General features: G+C 35.5%; 13 protein-coding genes and 3 pseudogenes. 13 read left to right on the top strand and 3 right to left on the bottom strand.

Annotated features, from left to right (window positions below):
- Positions 1-150 precede the first annotated feature (150 nt).
- From ACQKMR_RS12255 to ACQKMR_RS12215, 9 genes and pseudogenes are all read left to right on the top strand, one after another.
- Positions 151-342 (top strand): annotated as a pseudogene (locus tag ACQKMR_RS12255) (M20 family metallopeptidase); the annotation flags it as partial.
- 347 nt (positions 343-689) lie between these two features.
- Positions 690-1,199 (top strand): DUF3916 domain-containing protein, encoded by a 510-nt coding sequence (locus tag ACQKMR_RS12250; RefSeq protein ID WP_427697544.1) that lies wholly within the window; start codon positions 690-692, stop codon positions 1,197-1,199.
- 140 nt (positions 1,200-1,339) lie between these two features.
- Positions 1,340-1,834, top strand: coding sequence for a GNAT family N-acetyltransferase (locus ACQKMR_RS12245; RefSeq protein ID WP_427697543.1), 495 nt, complete (start codon positions 1,340-1,342; stop codon positions 1,832-1,834).
- 206 nt (positions 1,835-2,040) lie between these two features.
- A pseudogene (locus tag ACQKMR_RS12240) lies at positions 2,041-2,562 on the top strand (DUF2199 domain-containing protein).
- A 557-nt stretch (positions 2,563-3,119) separates the two neighbouring features.
- Positions 3,120-4,436 (top strand): MarR family transcriptional regulator, encoded by a 1,317-nt coding sequence (locus tag ACQKMR_RS12235; protein ID WP_427697542.1) that lies wholly within the window; start codon positions 3,120-3,122, stop codon positions 4,434-4,436.
- Positions 4,437-4,522: 86 nt separating this feature from the next.
- Positions 4,523-5,629, top strand: coding sequence for a mandelate racemase/muconate lactonizing enzyme family protein (locus tag ACQKMR_RS12230; protein WP_427697541.1), 1,107 nt, complete (start codon positions 4,523-4,525; stop codon positions 5,627-5,629).
- A gap of 100 nt (positions 5,630-5,729) precedes the next feature.
- Positions 5,730-6,263, top strand: a complete 534-nt coding sequence (locus tag ACQKMR_RS12225; RefSeq protein WP_427697540.1) for an AbgT family transporter — start codon at positions 5,730-5,732, stop codon at positions 6,261-6,263.
- Positions 6,264-6,282: 19 nt separating this feature from the next.
- Positions 6,283-7,425: a M20 peptidase aminoacylase family protein gene (locus tag ACQKMR_RS12220; protein WP_427697539.1), complete on the top strand. Its 1,143-nt coding sequence runs from the start codon at positions 6,283-6,285 to the stop codon at positions 7,423-7,425.
- Between the two features lie 517 nt (positions 7,426-7,942).
- The gene (locus ACQKMR_RS12215; protein ID WP_427697538.1) at positions 7,943-8,746 is read left to right on the top strand and encodes a DUF2935 domain-containing protein; all 804 of its coding nucleotides are present in this window, start codon (positions 7,943-7,945) and stop codon (positions 8,744-8,746) included.
- Between the two features lie 246 nt (positions 8,747-8,992).
- On the opposite strand, the gene ACQKMR_RS12210 is transcribed toward ACQKMR_RS12215, so the two are convergent.
- On the bottom strand, positions 8,993-9,415 hold the full coding sequence (locus ACQKMR_RS12210) for a VOC family protein (protein WP_427697537.1): 423 nt from the start codon (positions 9,413-9,415) through the stop codon (positions 8,993-8,995).
- A gap of 602 nt (positions 9,416-10,017) precedes the next feature.
- Between ACQKMR_RS12210 and ACQKMR_RS12205 the strand changes: the two genes are divergently transcribed.
- Together ACQKMR_RS12205 and ACQKMR_RS12200 are read left to right on the top strand one after the other, a co-directional pair.
- The gene (locus ACQKMR_RS12205; RefSeq protein WP_427697536.1) at positions 10,018-11,646 is read left to right on the top strand and encodes an acetolactate synthase large subunit; all 1,629 of its coding nucleotides are present in this window, start codon (positions 10,018-10,020) and stop codon (positions 11,644-11,646) included.
- A gap of 83 nt (positions 11,647-11,729) precedes the next feature.
- Positions 11,730-11,978 carry a hypothetical protein gene (locus ACQKMR_RS12200; RefSeq protein ID WP_427697535.1) on the top strand — a complete coding sequence of 83 codons (249 nt, stop codon included), beginning with the start codon at positions 11,730-11,732 and terminating at the stop codon, positions 11,976-11,978.
- Positions 11,979-12,263: 285 nt separating this feature from the next.
- Here ACQKMR_RS12200 and ACQKMR_RS12195 read toward each other — a convergent pair whose 3' ends face one another.
- Positions 12,264-12,632 (bottom strand): PQQ-dependent sugar dehydrogenase, encoded by a 369-nt coding sequence (locus ACQKMR_RS12195; protein WP_427697564.1) that lies wholly within the window; start codon positions 12,630-12,632, stop codon positions 12,264-12,266.
- 306 nt (positions 12,633-12,938) lie between these two features.
- Complete coding sequence (locus ACQKMR_RS12190) at positions 12,939-13,508, bottom strand: hypothetical protein (RefSeq protein WP_427697534.1); 570 nt, start codon at positions 13,506-13,508, stop codon at positions 12,939-12,941.
- Positions 13,509-14,476: 968 nt separating this feature from the next.
- Here ACQKMR_RS12190 and ACQKMR_RS12185 point away from each other — a divergent pair.
- Positions 14,477-15,907: a PQQ-dependent sugar dehydrogenase gene (locus ACQKMR_RS12185; protein ID WP_427697533.1), complete on the top strand. Its 1,431-nt coding sequence runs from the start codon at positions 14,477-14,479 to the stop codon at positions 15,905-15,907.
- An 804-nt stretch (positions 15,908-16,711) separates the two neighbouring features.
- Positions 16,712-17,116 (top strand): annotated as a pseudogene (locus ACQKMR_RS12180) (recombinase family protein); the annotation flags it as partial.
- Positions 17,117-17,143: the final 27 nt, after the last annotated feature.

The following is a 17,143-nucleotide window of genomic DNA, read 5'->3' as shown; positions in this document are numbered from 1 at the left end:
CTAAAAAACCTGAAAAAGTCATAGACTCAGGTTTTTTTATTTTGTTTCGCGGAATGTCATTTTTGTGAAAATAATCTAGAGGAAAAAAAGTACTTAAAGTGGATTTTTTTTTCACTTGAAAGTACTTAAGTAAAAAAAAATGAAAAGGCTGGAAAAGAAGCGGTATATAACGGAGTCCCAGGAGCGAGCAACAGATTGAACATTCCTTCATTTGGCTGGTACCCCAATTGTCACGACTGGAGCAGGAGACAGGGAAGTCCAAATCAAATTAATGAATATGTTGATATGGAAGAACTTGAGGAGACTACAGAGCTCTATTGGACTGCTGTACATATTTTTTAAAATGAAGATTCATTAAATAAAAGGATTTAAAATTACTGTACTACCTGCTGGAACATGCTCTTATATCAGAATGAAATTAAGTACATCACTTAAAGTGGTGTACTTTTAATTGATACCGAAGGAAAGGAATTCATCCTAACACGATCCATACAAACGAACAGATATACGAATATTACAAGCAACAAAGTAAAACTTTTAAACAAAAAAATAATAGCAAAAGTAATACAACAAACTGTTCTGTAACTATCGAGAATATTGAATTTCATAAAATAGGAAACTCTAAAAAGCAGCAATAATTATATTGGGAAGAATGTTAAAATTGAGTGGGTATTAGATGGGAGATAATCATGCGTAATAAGAAGTTAAGAGGTTTAAAACGAAAGACAAGAAATATGATAAAACGAATTGGGGAGGAAACAACTGATTTTCCTTCGGACTTTTATAAGGGATATTGGCATCTTCATTTACCAGTTGATCAAGGTTTTATTGATTCCGATAGGACTCCATTTGGAATTAAGCGAATTTGCGTCCAAACTTTATTAGACAGGGCTGAACATTTGATTGAAATCAAACCAAATACTCCTGATAAGTGTCGAGTGGTGGTTTCTATTGATTTTCCAGCATTGTTTGATTCCCAAATTATAGTGTTTTGTGGTAATTCTCACTTTGAGGGGTTCTTTGAAAGAAATGACGAGTTTCAAAAGTGGATTCCCCTGTCTGAAGAAGGAAATTTTGAAAATGAATGGAGAATAAACATCTCCGAAAATATGAATGTTTTAGGATTTAAAGAAGAAATAAATGATGAAGATGGGGAGGTTTATAAAAAGGATATTTGGTTTATAGGTGAATTAGAGTAGGTGTAACAAGTTATAGAACTCCCTCAGTTTAATAGATAATGCTCACGAAGACTCGTTTATTCGCAGGATTTCAAACCACAAGGTATAGGCTAACAGGCGAAGTGAATCTATAAGAAAATACAGTCATAAGGAGAGATATATTGAAAAAAATTAGAGAAGCAACTGACAAGGATATGGAAGTAGTTTATATGATGGGCTATGATGTTTGGGGAGACAAAATGCTTTCTCAAGAATATGTAAGGATGTGTCAGGGTTCAAGTAAGTACAAAAAGGGGAAATGGTATGTTCTGGAGGAAACTGATACAAAAGAGTTATTAAGTTCCCTAATAGTATATGAACTAAATCCTTCAGAAGACTTACTTGTTAGAGGGATTGGGTCAATTGCTACTCCTTTATATTTAAGACAAAAAGGGTATGCTTCTATATTAATTGAAGAAGTGATAAACAAATTAGAGCAAAATTTAGATTGTAATAATTTCTTCTTATATAGCGATATTGGGACATATTTTTATAGAAGATTTAATTTTATTGAAATACCTTCTTCTAAGCAAAAATATAAGGATAGTATTTGTATGTATTATTCTAAAGAAAATGATATTGACTCCATATCTTTTGATATTCCCGACTACTTTTAAAAGATATTCTTGTTCAAAATGGGTACTTTCTTCAATAACAGGGGTTGCTGTGGCAGCCTCTTTCTTATTTAACTAAAGGGGTAGTTTAGTTAAATAAGAATTTTATGTTATTCGACTAACGTGTCAGGCTAAATTATCAAACTTAGTATTGTCTTTTTGGGTTAACATTGAGATAACGCTATTGTTTTTCATATGGGGGATGTAAAATGAGCAATTATAATATTGGTTATCAATGTAAATGTTGTGGAAATTACCACGAAGAACTTCCCTTGAGTTATGGAAGTCCTGTTCCTGATTACTATGAAGAAGTACCAATCGAAGAACAAGAAAAACGAATAGAGATGAATGAAGATGTGTGTATTATTGATGTTGAATATTTCTTTATTCGTGGATGTATTGAACTTCCAGTAATAGATAGGGAAGGTCCTTTTATTTGGGATGTTTGGGTTTCATTAAGTGAAACAAATTTTGATAAAATGATGGAGTATTGGGAAGTAGAAGGAAGAGAAAAGGATTTGAAACCTATGTTTGGTTGGCTGCAAACTTCTATTCCTTGATATCCTGAAACACTTAACTTAAAAACAATGGTACACACTCGTCCAATAGGTTTGCGGCCTTATATAGAATTAGAACCAACACAACACCCATTATCCTTAGAGCAAAGAGAAGGAATTGGATTTAAAAAAATAAAACAGATTGCAGAAGATTTGTGTGATGTAGAAGAATAATCGTAACTCTGCTTAATCAACTAACAGGTGCTTGAGTGAAACAACAAATTTTGTAAAAGGGGTTATTTGTAGTACAAAGAAGGATAGATAGAGCATGTTTTATTCTGCTCACCTATCTTTCTTTTTTTACCTTTTATAATGTGTGACATTAAATAAATATATATTGTTATAAAGGTTTCGATTTCAGGGTTTATTTTAAATGTCCGTTTAGAGGGGGATGGTTCCTACTTCTTAAATTTTTAAAAAATAATTTAATTGTAAATATTAAATCAATAAGCGTAAATTAATATACCTATTTGATATTATATTACTCTTGCTCTTGACATATTGATTTACCAACCTAAAAAGACCACAACCCCAATAACAGTGTAGTTAAAACCGTTCTAAATGGACCAATAAAGGTTTTGGGAAACAATAAATTTCTTAACTTGATGGCGATTGGGACTTACCCTCGGGAGTGTGCAGGACTTTGGTATATTATTTAATATAAAATAGTTACTGATACGATTCTGCCGTTATAATATTATTATATTTCATTTTAGAGGTGAAACAGCATAATGAAAATTGGTGTTATAGGCTCAAAGTATTTTTTAGAATCCTTATCTGTCCATTATCCCTTATTTCCTGAAGTTCTATTTATTTCTTTTCAGTACAAGATGCCGGAAGAAAGCAGTCTGTTAATAGAAGAAGCTGGTAAACAAACTGATTTAGTACTGTTTTCAGGTTCAATCCCTTTTTATTATGGTTACAATCAAGTTAAAAAAAATGTAATAGAAGCTATATATGTTCCTTTTGATGAATTGACTGTAGCACTCTCGTTATTATCGATTTCTCATCGGGAACAAGTGACTTTAAATGAAATTTCTATCGATTTACCGGATCAAAATCGGTTAATGAAGGTGCTGGATGAATCAGAAATCGTAGAAAAGTCCCTTTCCGTTAAGGATTACCCTTGGATTTATAAGAGGGATGAAGAAACCCAAACACTAAATATTGCTGAATATGTCCAATTTCACAGCCAACAATTTAAGGAAGGAAAAACCCTTTTTGCACTAACGAGTATTCATGCAGTTTATCAGGAGCTTCAAAGGCTATCCATTCCTTCTAGATATATGGTCCAGCCCAAACATACCTTAATTGAAAGCCTAACAAAAGCTATATCCTTGTTGAAACTAAAGAAAACGGAAGAATCTCAGATTGCTGTTATTTCTATTCAAGATTATCAACAAAATCTTAAGGGAAGTGATTCATTTTTAAATTTTTTACAGAAGTTGGGTAAAAGGCTACAAGCTCGTGTTTCTCTTGAATACTTAAATCCATATTTGATTTATACAACACGTGGAGCATTGCAGGCGTTCGAAAACGATACTTATAATGATATTATCGGACAAATGGAAGGAGAATTTCAAACTTTATTCCAAATTGGTATTGGTTATGGGTACACAATTCAGGAGGCGGAAAAACATTCAGCCCAAGCGTTATTTTTTACTAATAAATTTCTAAAGAGTAAAACGATCGCATGCTTGGTGGATGAAGATCAAAAATTGCAAGGACCTTTATTTGAAGAAAATCACCTTGTGGAATTGAAAAATGAGGATGAATCGATTCAAAGACTAGCTAGAGAACTTAAAATGAGTGCAAAAAATATAAAGTTAATTCATCAGTTTATTTCCATAAACAATTTTCGAGCTTTTTCTGCAGCAGAGCTAGAGGAATACATGAATTGCACCCGTCGATCGGCAGAAAGATTCATTAAAAGGCTCATTGAAGGAGGTTGTCTTTCAAAAGGAGGTGAGGAACATCCCTACGATCAAGGAAGACCTCGAAATTTATATTTAGCTACCGAAAAATTAAAGAACCCAACTGAAATTTAAAAATTCAGACTTTACAGAAAAAGGAGATTAGTATATATTATTTTTATTAACGACATATAGCGACACTTTGGAAGGGGAGTTTAGTTTTGATTATTGAACGTTGTGAAATTTATGCCACTCATTTGCCTTTAAAAGAACCATTTGTTATTTCCTATGAAACATATAAGTATATGCCTTCTGTTATCGTAAAATTGATAGCCGATAACGGGCTAGTAGGATATGGGGAAGCAGTACCTGATGAACATGTAACAGGGGAAACGTTTTATGCAACATTCGAAGTATTAAAGCATGTTCTATTGCCTGCTGTGAAACAAGAAAATCCATTTAATTTGGAAAAAATTCACGACATTATGAATTCGGCCATTATGGGAAATCCTTCAGCAAAAGCGGCAATTGATATTGCCTGCTATGATCTTATGGGAAAATTCACAAAATTGCCGATTTATGATTTATTAGGTGGGAAATTTCATGAATCCCTAACTTTTGCTAAGGTTTTAAGTATTGACGAACCAGAGATTATGGCTGAAAAAGCTCAGGAAGCTGTCGACCAAGGATATACTTCGTTAAAACTTAAGGTAGGTTGGGGTATTGAGTCAGATGTAGAGCGTATATCAGCGGTTCGAGAAAAAGTGGGGGAGAAGTTTCCAATTCGGGTAGATGCCAATCAGGGATGGGGAACTTATGCCAATGCCCTTCCAGCAGTAAAAGCTTTGGAACCATTTCACCTTTCATGGTTAGAACAGCCGATTAGAATGGGAGACATTGACGGTCTTGCAGAACTCAAAGAAAAAACAACCATTCCCATTATGGCTGATGAAAGCATCCATCACGGGTACCATCTACAGGAACTAATTAAAAAGAAGGCCGTAGATAAAATCAATATAAAACTAATGAAGTGCGGTGGAATTTATCAGGCAATCCATTTGGCAAAGACAGCTGAGATTGCAGGTATCAGCTGCCAAATTGGGTCCATGGTAGAATCCTCAATCGGATCGTCAGCAGGATACCATACGGCCATTTCACGAAAAAATATTACCAGTACAGAACTTACAGGTCCACTGCTATTCAGTCAGGATATTGGAAATCTTGATTATGAAATTCCCTATGTACATCTTACAAGAGAACCGGGGCTTGGAATTAATATCAACGAGGAAGTTCTTGGGCAATTAACCATAAAGAAAGAGCAAGTTTAATATTTTTATTGAAATTGCTTGAGCAAATCATTTAGGATGAGGTGAAATGGTGGAAACGGAAAAAAATAATGTGACTGTTAAGAAATAGGCATGGTTAAAAGTGCCACATACATATACGCTCATATTTATCATAATCATCATGGCAGGACTTGCTTCATATGTAATTCCTGCCGGTGAATTCGACCGTGTTGAGGATGAGAAATCGGGTAGCTTTGCAAGGGCAATTACATTAGTTTTAGAAGAAGGTAAAATCATAGATTCGTTGGTCTTTATGGCAGCTTCGGGGATAAGCCACCTACCACAAACATTGAATGTCGTAGGTATGTTTTTCACCCAAGCATTTCTTAGTTTATTCATTTCTTCAGGCAGTGGACAGGCTGCGGCTACAATGCCAATTATGGTTCCTATTTCTGATATTTTGGGATTGGAAAGACAGCTTGCCGTTCTTGCCTTCCAATATGGGGATTCTGTTACGAACTCCATCATTCCAACGTCCTCAGCATTAATGGGATACCTGGCTATTGCTGGAATTCCATATGAGAGATGGGTTAAATTTATTTGGAAATTAATTCTCGGATGGACTTTGATTGCTAGTTTAGCATTAATAGCGGCAGTCGCTCTCGGTATCTCCTGAGAAAATAAGGAGCGGTTTGATGAAGGAATTATTGAAGGAAATAAAACCTCAAGTTTTGGAGATTTTCCACCATCTTCATGAGAATCCTGAAGTGAGCTGGAAAGAGTTCCAGACTACATCTTATATTTCAAAGGTGATCCAACAAAACGGGCTTGAAGTGACCAGTTTTTCGGATATGCCTGGAGTTGTAGGTAAGTGGTCACCAGAGGACAGTAAAAGTAATTTAACGATTGGATTACGAGCTGATATGGATGCTCTACTTCAGGATGTGGACGGGACTTTTCGTGCTAACCATTCCTGTGGACATGATGCTCATATGACGATTGTATTAGGTGTCTTGCTTTTATTAAGAAAAATGAAGATTATTCTTCCAGGTACGTTAAAATTTATTTTTCAGCCAGCTGAAGAAGTTGGTGAAGGTGCTTTAAAGATAATTGAGAAACAGGTACTGGATGATGTTGACTTTCTATATGGCCTTCACCTGCGTCCTATTCAGGAAATTAAGTATGGACAAGCTTCTTCCGGAATTATTCATGGCTCAGCTGATACAGTATATGGTGAGATTCACGGATTTGACGGACATGGCGCAAGACCGCATATAACTTTAAATGCCATTGAAGTGATTACTACGATTGTTGATCAAATTAAAGGAATCCGTCTAAACCCGCAACTATCTTATTCAGTCAAAATGACACAGGTTTCTGCGGGAGGGGAAAATGCGAATATTATACCTGGGTCCTGCAAGTTCAGTCTAGATTTACGTGCGCAAACAAATGAAGCAATGGATGAATTGATTGAGAAAGTGGACGATGTCCTGAAAAAAATGTCTGTCTTCTATCAATGCCAAATAAGCTTCAAGCACAAAGAAAGAGTTTATGCCGCATCTGTTGATCAAGAAGCAGCAGAATTTATGGAGAAAGCAATCGAAAACACTCTAGGGGCACAAGGGCTTGTGGAGCCTATTATCACCCCCGGTGGAGAAGATTTTCATTTTTATACAAAAGAAAGGCCTGCAATCAAGGCCACAATGCTGGGGGTGGGCTGCGATTTAGAGCCTGGTCTACATCATCCCAACATGGTATTTAATCAGGAAGCCATTTTCACAGGAATTGAGATATTAACTAGGGTAGTAATTGAAACTTTTGCAAAATATAATAAATAAAAATGGTATCTATGCATTGTTTAGTATAAGGAGAGTGCTAATTTTAAATGAACACTCTTCTTTTTTAACATCATAATGTTATTCTTTTTGTAGAAATATACAGGAAGGATAGCGTTTTCTATGAGTTTTTCTTTTTCAGAAAAAGTGAATCTCTATTCTCAAGGACTTTAAAACTACTTGTCCCTATTTGTTTTGCCTTTTCTTTTTAATCCTAAAATAAATAAGAGTACACTTTATTATACTTCATTTGTTGCTTATACAAACAGATTGCAAGGTAAAGATTATTGGGATAAGTCATAACTAGTGAAGATACATTCTTCATCTGCTTGGTTAGTATAAGTTGAAGTGCAAAGAGGACTGCAACGCACCTTAATCTTTCCGTTTAGAATGATAATTTAAAAAACTTGCGGATAAACATAATTTGCTGACCTTTTTTCATTCTTTTGTTCATAAGTATATCTTTAAAGGAATAAAAAATCATAAGTGGTTTTGATATTTTAGGATATGGGGGATACAAATGAACGAAGTATGGGAAAAGACAGCAAGATTCGAGCATCAGTTTTGGCTGCAAATCTTAGGAGATCATTCCCGTTTTATCCATGAGTCTTTAGCACCTGTTGAACTGAAAAATATTGAAATTGCATCGGAGTTTATTCGAATATTTGACACTCTCCTTGGTAAAGTCAATTCGGAAGATATTTCACAATTGACTTTTGCGGCAGAAGATGCGGCTTTAAAACTTCGAGAGTTTAAGTTAAAACTAATGAAAAAACATTTAGTAGGGAGAATCAAAATACATCTTTCACCGACATTTTTGAATCATATGGTGAACGAATTAGAAGAATATTTAAGGTTATTAAAACACTTTAAATCCAATCAAACTCCACCAGTTTATCATGAGCTCCATCATCATTTGGTTTGGCTGTTAGATGCCGCTGGGCATGCGGGTGCCATATCATCCAAATTGGATGATGTTGAAAAACGATTAAAAGAGAAAAGTGTCCAATATACGAAGCATTTTAATGATTATTATATAAAAGCAGTCGAATTGGCCGGATATTTACGGACTAATTTATCCACTTTCCCTGCATTAGAAAAGATGAATGCAGAGGTCAAATTAGAAATAAAACTTTTTCAGCACTTTCTAAATGAATTGGAGGAACTTGAACTTAGTGTACAAGCTCTAGGAACATTTTCTCCATTAATGGCGGATCATATGTCGCGTGAAGAATGCTATTATTTAATGAAACTCGCTGAATCGACCAATTCAGAAAAGCCTAACTGCGACCCAGCCAAACCTAGACTAAATGATGGTATTTGAGATGTTAATATGTTCGTAAACGGAGACTTTTAAATTTATCTTTACACATTCTTGTTGATATTAAGTTGTAATGTATACCTGCCATTGGTGAAATGTAACCATGCATTAGTCTAAAATTTCATTACTTCTTTTAAAATCTATCCCTTCAACCATCCTCAATTAGAAAAAAACAAAAAGGATATAGAAACTTTTCTCTAGAGAAAAGTCCTATATCCTTCATTGTAAATTTCTATAAAAAATGAATTTTCACATTTCTTCAGTATCATAATTCAATTGCCAAATAATTCCGAATTTATCTGTTACCTGACCGTAGAGTTTACTCCAGAATGTTTCTTGAAGGTCCATGACTACTGTGCCGCCTTCTTTCAGTTTATTAAAGATAGATTTAACTTCATCCATGTTCTTATTAACTACTGCAAGGCTTATGTTGTTTCCTTCAACAAAAGGCATATCAGGAAAAACATCAGAAAACATTACATTACTTCCATCAATATTAAGTCTTGTGTGCATGACTAAATTTTTTGCTTCATCTGGAAGAGGGAAATCAGGGTTAGGTGGTGTTTCTCCAAAGGTCATAATTTGTGGTGTTTCTGTTCCAAAAACATGTGCGTAAAACTCTACTGCTTCACGACAGTTCCCATTAAAATTAAGATAAACATCAACTGACATTTCTTTCACTCCTATGAATTGTATTGTTTTTCATTGTTACAAGATTTATTTACATATTGTATCATTCAACTGTTCGGAATCAAAATATTTACATATAATCCATATAAAAGAATTTAGACGGAATAGAAAATTAAAAATGAATAGTAATGGAATATATAATCAAAGAGATAGTAGAATCCACAAAAAAATATGTTTCCACTTATAGTATACAAACCTTTTTCAATGAACTCCAATCTTCTTTATCATCGTTAAATTCCCTACACTACAATAAAGCTCTATCCTAATAAAAACGATTAACTATCGAGGGCACCGCAAAATACAAACAATAAATACCGATATTAGGATATAAATAAACAAAGTGGGCAACTACATTATCGGAATAATAAAACATTCCCATCACGGGGAATCCATCTTCGATTTTTAACTCACACGATTTGATAGTGACTCGTAGAAATTACTTGAGTTAACAAATTTGTTCGCCCTGATATAAATTCAGTAATAACGTATTTTTGATCTCGAATAAATCCATCCTGAAAGGGGATAGATAAAAGGTAAGTTAATAAGGATATAAAACTAGTGGCTTTTAGGAAGGGGATGTATTTTTGAAGGCAGCAGAGCTTTTTGTAAAATGTTTAGAGGATCAGGGTGTCGAGTACATATTTGGAGTGCCGGGGGAAGAAAACATAGATGTGCTGGACGCGATAAATAAGTCGAGCATACAATTTATCGTTTGCCGGCATGAAACTGGAGCAGCGTTTATCGCTGGGATGATGGGTAAGTTGACAGGAAAACCTGGAGTTTGTCTTTCAACACTTGGACCCGGGGCTACCAATATGGTGACGGGGGTTGCCTGTGCTACTTTGGATCGAATTCCGCTAATTGCAATTACGGCACAGAACGATCTCCCTATGCAGCATAAGGGGGCGCATCAATATATAAATCTTCTCGAGCTATACCGCCCGATTACTAAATGGAGTACACCTATTAACGATGGTTCAGTTATTCCTAAAATTATAACAAAGGCTTTTGCATTTGCTGCAAAGGATTTGACTGGAGCCATCCATATCGAGTTTCCAAATAATATCGCCACCTCCCTTGTCCATGGAGAACCTTTACAAACTCAGCTTTATGACAAAAAAGTACGGTCGTCCGAGCAAGCAATCAATGATGTGGCTATGGCTATCAATCAAGCAAAGTTCCCACTATTTTTAATAGGGAATAATGCCTCAAAAGGTGGGGCATCTAGGGATATTTTAACTTTAATTGAAAAGCTTCAAGCCCCTTTCACAGAAACATTTATGGCGAAAGGCGTCGTTCCAGAAAATCATCCACTTCATTTACAAACAATTGGGCTACCAGAAGGTGATATTGTAAATCAAGCCTTTAGCCGGGCAGATTTAGTCATTGCTATAGGATATGATCCCATCGAATACGAACCTAAAAAATGGAACCCATTACTATCACCGATCATTCATATCGATGTACAAGACCATGAGTTAGATCACTATTATCCGGTAAAAGCTTCCCTTGTTGGTGACTTATCTGCAAATCTTTTGCGTTTAATTGACCAAATTGACCAAAGGAAAGAAATCGATCCATTTTATCGTAATGTAAAGGAAACGATAATGACAGATCGTTTGTTACATTCAACCAGTAATTCATACCCAATGGCTCCTCAACGTATCATTAAGGAAATACGGGAAGTTCTATCAAATGACGATATTTTAATTTCAGATGTTGGAGCTCATAAACTGTGGATTGCTCGGCAATATGAGACATTAAAGCCAAATACATGTATCCTATCAAATGGGCTTGCTTCAATGGGGATTGCACTTCCGGGAGCAATTGGTGCAAAACTTGCCTGTCCTGAAAAAAAAGTAATGGCTGTATGCGGCGACGGGGCTTTTATCATGTCAATAGCAGAGTTTGAAACAGCAGTTCGCTTGAAGATACCGATTGTTATTATGATTTGGCGAGATGGAAGATACGGTATGATTGAATGGGAACAAAGAAACAAGTTAGGGCATTCATCTAACATCCAATTTAATAACCCGGATTTTGCCGCCCTTGCAAGAGCATATGGTGCGAAAGGATATAAGGTAAATAAAGCGGCAGAGCTAACAACAGTCTTACAAAAAGCAATATCTGAAGATGGACCGGTAATTGTTGAATGTGAGGTTGATTATCAAGAAAGTTTCAGGTTGAGTGAACGTTTAAAGGACTCTCGTTAGATAACTCACAAAACTTTAATAAATAAAGGAAAGAGAAGCCGAATATAGTATGCATGACCAACGATTGAAGGGGTGAGCATAAATTGTTACTTCAACCAATTACAGATCATGCGAAAATAGTCCACTATGCCTTTAATGAAAAGGCTTCTATTTCAAGAAAGATTACGGTCATTGCACTGCTAAGTACTATGGCGGCTACTCTCCAGAAAGCTGGCGGATTGATTCCGGCAGCTGGTTTGTTCATTAGTCCCCTTACAACGGCACCCGCTATCCTTAGTATGGTTTTATCAGTAAGATATGGTTTGCTTGGTTCATTCAACCGAGTGAAGTAATAATCTTTGCATTTAAGTGGTTTGTTAGGGATGGATTGGCATCGGTTTTGCATGCCATATATGGAAAAGGCGCCTGAGCCTGATTATTACAGGCGCAGTCTTATTGCTAAACGGGATTCTGATCATATTCGGAAGCGCGATTCTTCCAATTTCCTTATTTTCATTTTTGTACAGCTGGATTATGGGTCGAGCTTACTGCATTTATGTTTAAACGACTTCAAGTAATTGTTCAAAATAACCGCTAAATAGCATACTTAAACAAAAAAACTCTATGTTACTTTTTTATCACACGCCAAATAACACCGGTTGGTAATGGAGGGTTTCCCTTAGGCGGGAAGATGCCAAAGTCGCAGAATGTGGTTCAAAACTTGCCAGAGGCTTTGGCGGCTGCATCGGATGGGAACGTAATAGATACTCTGGCTGAGGTTTGTTATCCGGTTTAAACATTGGTAATGTATCAAGAAGCCCGCCAGTATAATCAGGCCAGCCATACCAGGTACCGGGACTTATAATATGAAACTCATCTGGTGAGTTAGCAATTGGTCTGCTTCCACGTTCATCAATCCCATGAATGGTTGCGAACAAGCGATTCTCATGATCAAATTTCAGACGAAAAGGATTCCTCAATCCCCATGCTGTCACTTTAGGAGTTATTTTGCACTTATTTTAGGCGATATTTTGCACATCCAACTTAAAAAACCCAGCTACCTTCATATGAAGATTAGCTGGGTTTCTTAATTATTAATATTCAATCATTTATAGTACTATTGTGATCGGTTTAGTAAAAAAACGACTGCTCGTTATTCCGCAATCGCGCCCGTTAACGGAGTAGCGAAAATGATCCTGATATGAAGATACTTTAACAAGAAATTCTTTTGTGACTAACATCTTATTAAACTATATGAACCTTTACAAAGAAAGAGCGCATTTCTTATTCCTGGCAATGCGCCCTAAACTTGCTTACCTATTTTTCCCCATAAATTTATACCATTTCTTAAAGATAAACCTGCTTAATTCAGCCCATACCCAGCTATATATAAAAGAAAAAATGTAAATAAATCCTATAACCTTTAATGAAAGAGATGTACTGGCGATTGGTCCTAAAACAGGGAAATGGACAATATATAGAAGAAAACAAATTCCACCCATTAATAATATAGACGTAAAAACTATGATGCCAATTCGTCTTTTTAAAATAAGAAGAGCTATTCCAATTCCTAAACCTACTATCCCTGTTGTAAACGGGAAAACAAAAGATTCGCCAGGTTGGATCAGAATCAGTAAAAGAAACGTTAAAACGTAACTTTGAAGCCCAAAGGGAATAGATATAATGGTACTAATCAAGATAGGGAGAGTGGCAAAAGGACTGATAAAATAACCGATCCCTGGGAGAAAGTTTCCGGTTGACTGCAGGATAGCTGCAAGTGCAGAAAAAAGGGCGGCTAATACGAGCTTTTTAGAATAAGAAAACGTTTTAAAATAATGGTGGAGCTTGTATGATTCATGTGATAAAATGCTAAACCAATTCATGAGTTCCTCCTTCTCTTCTTACAGCACATAAGCTTTATTACTCCATCCTTTTTTTGTACGAAACTTCACATAAAACGCATTTATCTATGCAATCGCCTTCACTACATCACTTATACCTACTAACATCACTAAAAAAAGAAAAGAAAATCAATCATATTTCGAGTGGTAATTCAGAGTAAACAGCAGTCATTTCAATTAAAGTCCAAGTCCTCTATCCTTTTTAACACGTCATATAGAACCGGTTTTAGGGATCGTTTTTTTTCCAATAGTCGGAATTCCTAAGATTCCAAAATCGACAATATATAAAGACTTTTCCTTCGGACTAAATTTTGTTTGAACTGGACGAATACAACCTTGGGAATTCTCCTCACCTTTCTTATTCACAAGAAAGTCCTAATTTACCGGTTTTAAGAGTGACTCGTACGACTTTAAAGCCAAAGTTCTTTCCGCGGGAACAAAGTCCATATCCCTGGTTTGGTCGATAAACATTTCACCGACATGGCCGAATGGCTGTTGAGTTGAAAAATCGAATATATTTGATGAACTGTGACGTTCAAAACGAGCCAACGTTTGTCCGGCCATTTATATGGTTAACAAAAAAATAATACAAATGACTATGAAGAAGCATCATATGCAGCAAGAATGAATTTTGTTCTTGAAGAGGAAGAACTTTTTTTAAAACGTTATCATCCTCAATATTGGATTCAGGTTTTAGTTAAGACGAAATCAATACTATTTAATGAAAGAAGAAAACGAAGTAAAAGAAATTGGAACCTTAGATGTTATTTATGAAGGACAACCGACAAAAATACGGATTCAAGCTGAAATTCAAATTGAAGATGTGGACAAAGAGATTGTTCTATATATGTTTATATTATTAAGTAAATTTCCCGGCCTTTATTTGATACTAATAGAACAGTTCTAATCATATTCTTATAAAAGAAAACAATAAGAAGGAGTGTAAATAGTTGATAAAAGTTAAGGTTAGTTTACGGCCCATTGTAAGTAAAATAAATTTACCCACTGTTTTGAAAACAGCTATACTTCCGGGAGACTCAATTGAAAGCCTATTTATTGCAACTCAGGTAGGAGAGATATTTTACATAGGAAACGGAGTTATTAGGATTTTTTTAGATATTCGCTCGCGAATCTTAAAATTAGGTAGTTCTGAACAAGGTGTTTCAGGTAGGGGATATGATGAACGGGGATTAATAGGGCTAGCGTTTCATCCAGAATTTTATTATAACGGTTTGTTTTATCTTCATTATTCAGTAGCTGGAACACAAGGGCCAGGGGCCCTTACTGAACATTTTAAGCCTAACCCGTGTGATCCCAGAACTTTAAACCTAAAGTGGATAAATAGAGAAACTCAATATGATCATATTGATACAGTTGAAGAATGGATTTTACAATCGAATGGTCAACCTCAAAAACGACGGACATTATTTAACATAAGAAGACCATTTTTTAATCATAATGGTGTCAATAGCTTAAACTTTTCACCTGAAACCGGAAAACTTATTTTAACAACTGGAGATGGTGGATCAGGCTATGATCCATTTAATTTAAGTCAGGATGATATGGAGATAGCTGGTAAAATAATTGAAATTGATGTAGTTAAGAATACATTTATCGATGATCCACCCGTAGTCACACGTTTTAATGAACTTCCCTCACCTATTCAGGAAACGCTTACGGTCATTGCAAAAGGGGTTCGCAATATAACAGGCATTTCATTTCAAAAGTTTTATAATCAGTATATCAAATATGTGGGGAATGTCGGACAGGATTTGGTAGAGTCAATTTTTTCATTCGTTCATTATAAACCAATACCGGTTACTCAGCTTATTCAAGCTTCTTTAATGAGAATTAAACCTGACCAAGAAGGATTTATTAACTTTGGATGGCGAGGGTGGGAAGGTGCTTTTCCTACTTCGTTTATAAGGGACTGTTCTGCAAATCCGACTTTGAATGAGAAAACGATTGCTTATTACAATGACACAGTAAAAACTTCTGTGAGGCGTCTACAGCCTTTAACTAGTTATTTTCATAAAGATCCTCGACCCGATAAGTTTGGAGGAACTGCACTTACAGGAGTCCAGCCGTATATGGGGAATAGAATCCCAAATTTAACGGGAAGCGTTGTGTTTACCGATCTTGCCCGGAAGGAAGAATCTCGACCTCCGGTTAGAGGGGTTTTAGCTTATACCAGGGTAAGTACAGATTGTAAACTAAATGATTTTAGTGTTATTGAAACCGATTATAACTTTGGGTCGCAATCAGCTTATTATGTTAGTTTGGGAACGAATCTGGATCAAACCAGACTATATTTAGGGGTTTATGGCTCTATGAAAGCGACTGATTTTAACCAAGGTACTGTTTTTGAAATTGTTCCATGATTTATGACCATAAAATTCTACTTAATACCAGAAAAATCTCTTTCTTGGATTTATTTGAATCGAAATTTAAAACAAACAAGAAAGCAATCATGTTCCTTCGTTTGTTTATTTTTCAGGAAATTTAAAAGCCGAACATCTTAATTTCATCCCAAATATTTGTATTTCTCTTTCAATAGAACAGATATTATGTTGCTTGTCCTCTTGAGATAACTCGTCGTCTATGAAGAAGTTATATTCTGCGACTTCTTAGACAAGGTTCTCCTGTATTTGGAACTTAAGTATAATTCTCCACAATCTTATCCATAGTCTTTGAATAGCTCTTCGGAGCAACATGGACATTTTTCATCTAGAGGAAGGGAAAAGTTTTGTGAGAAAGTCTCTTTAAAAATATAAATCATATTTGGCACGTCTGTCTGATTCATTTTTTAAATGTGTTAAATTTTCTTTAGAAATAAAATGACGAACTTGTATAAGGTTCTTAATAGATTCAAAGAGTTCCTCTTCAATTTTTTTATCATCAGAGTATTTATTACGTAATCTAGAATATATTCGATCTATTCGGATATTATCAAACAGCGAAATATCTAGATATGATAATGGTATCTCTTTGGGTGGTGTCTCAATAAAAATAGAAATAATTTTGCTTTAGATCATCTGGTAATCTCTATATACCAGTAACAGATATCCCTTTTTGCCAATCAACGAAGTCAGTAGGTTGGTATTCTGTGACAGAAAATTCATAAAAATCTACATCTACAATTGAAGAAGCTTCAAATAGTAGAGGTTTTTTATATGAAATTTCTCTTTGCACGTGAAGACGATACCATTGTTGTTTTGCGATTAGATCGTCTTGGTCGCAACATGCAGGACTTAATACAGATTGTGAATACTTTGAATGAACGAGGTGTGGGCTTTCACAGCCTGCAAGAAAACCTAACGATGGACAAAAGCAACGCAACGGGGCAATTAATGTTCCACCTCTTCGCAGCCTTTGCAGAATTTGAACGGAATCTGATCGAGGAACGCTCAGCAGCAGGACGAGCAGCAGCTAGAGCGCGTGGCCGTCTTGGGGGACGTCCGGAGTAACTGAAAGCGAAAGATATTGAAATGATGAAATCGCTCAATGGCACATCAATTAAAGATGTGGCGGAAAAATGGGGAGTATCTCGAACAACCATTTATCGCTATTTGGAAAAACCTCTAAAATAAAACGTAAAGCACATGTTACCAACTCAC

It is taken from the genome of Peribacillus sp. NPDC096540 (genome assembly GCF_050278525.1).
Taxonomy (GTDB): Bacteria; Bacillota; Bacilli; order Bacillales; family DSM-1321; genus Peribacillus.
Note: the sequence above shows the minus strand (reverse complement) of the source record. Positions and strands in the feature narration are given on the sequence as shown.

Coding starts and splice junctions, on each gene's coding strand:
- ACQKMR_RS12250 (WP_427697544.1), top strand. CDS start 690: ATGCGTAATAAGAAGTTAAGAGGTTTAAAACGAAAGACAAGAAATATG.
- ACQKMR_RS12235 (WP_427697542.1), top strand. CDS start 3,120: ATGAAAATTGGTGTTATAGGCTCAAAGTATTTTTTAGAATCCTTATCT.
- ACQKMR_RS12220 (WP_427697539.1), top strand. CDS start 6,283: ATGAAGGAATTATTGAAGGAAATAAAACCTCAAGTTTTGGAGATTTTC.
- ACQKMR_RS12215 (WP_427697538.1), top strand. CDS start 7,943: ATGAACGAAGTATGGGAAAAGACAGCAAGATTCGAGCATCAGTTTTGG.
- ACQKMR_RS12210 (WP_427697537.1), bottom strand. CDS start 9,415: ATGTCAGTTGATGTTTATCTTAATTTTAATGGGAACTGTCGTGAAGCA.
- ACQKMR_RS12190 (WP_427697534.1), bottom strand. CDS start 13,508: ATGAATTGGTTTAGCATTTTATCACATGAATCATACAAGCTCCACCAT.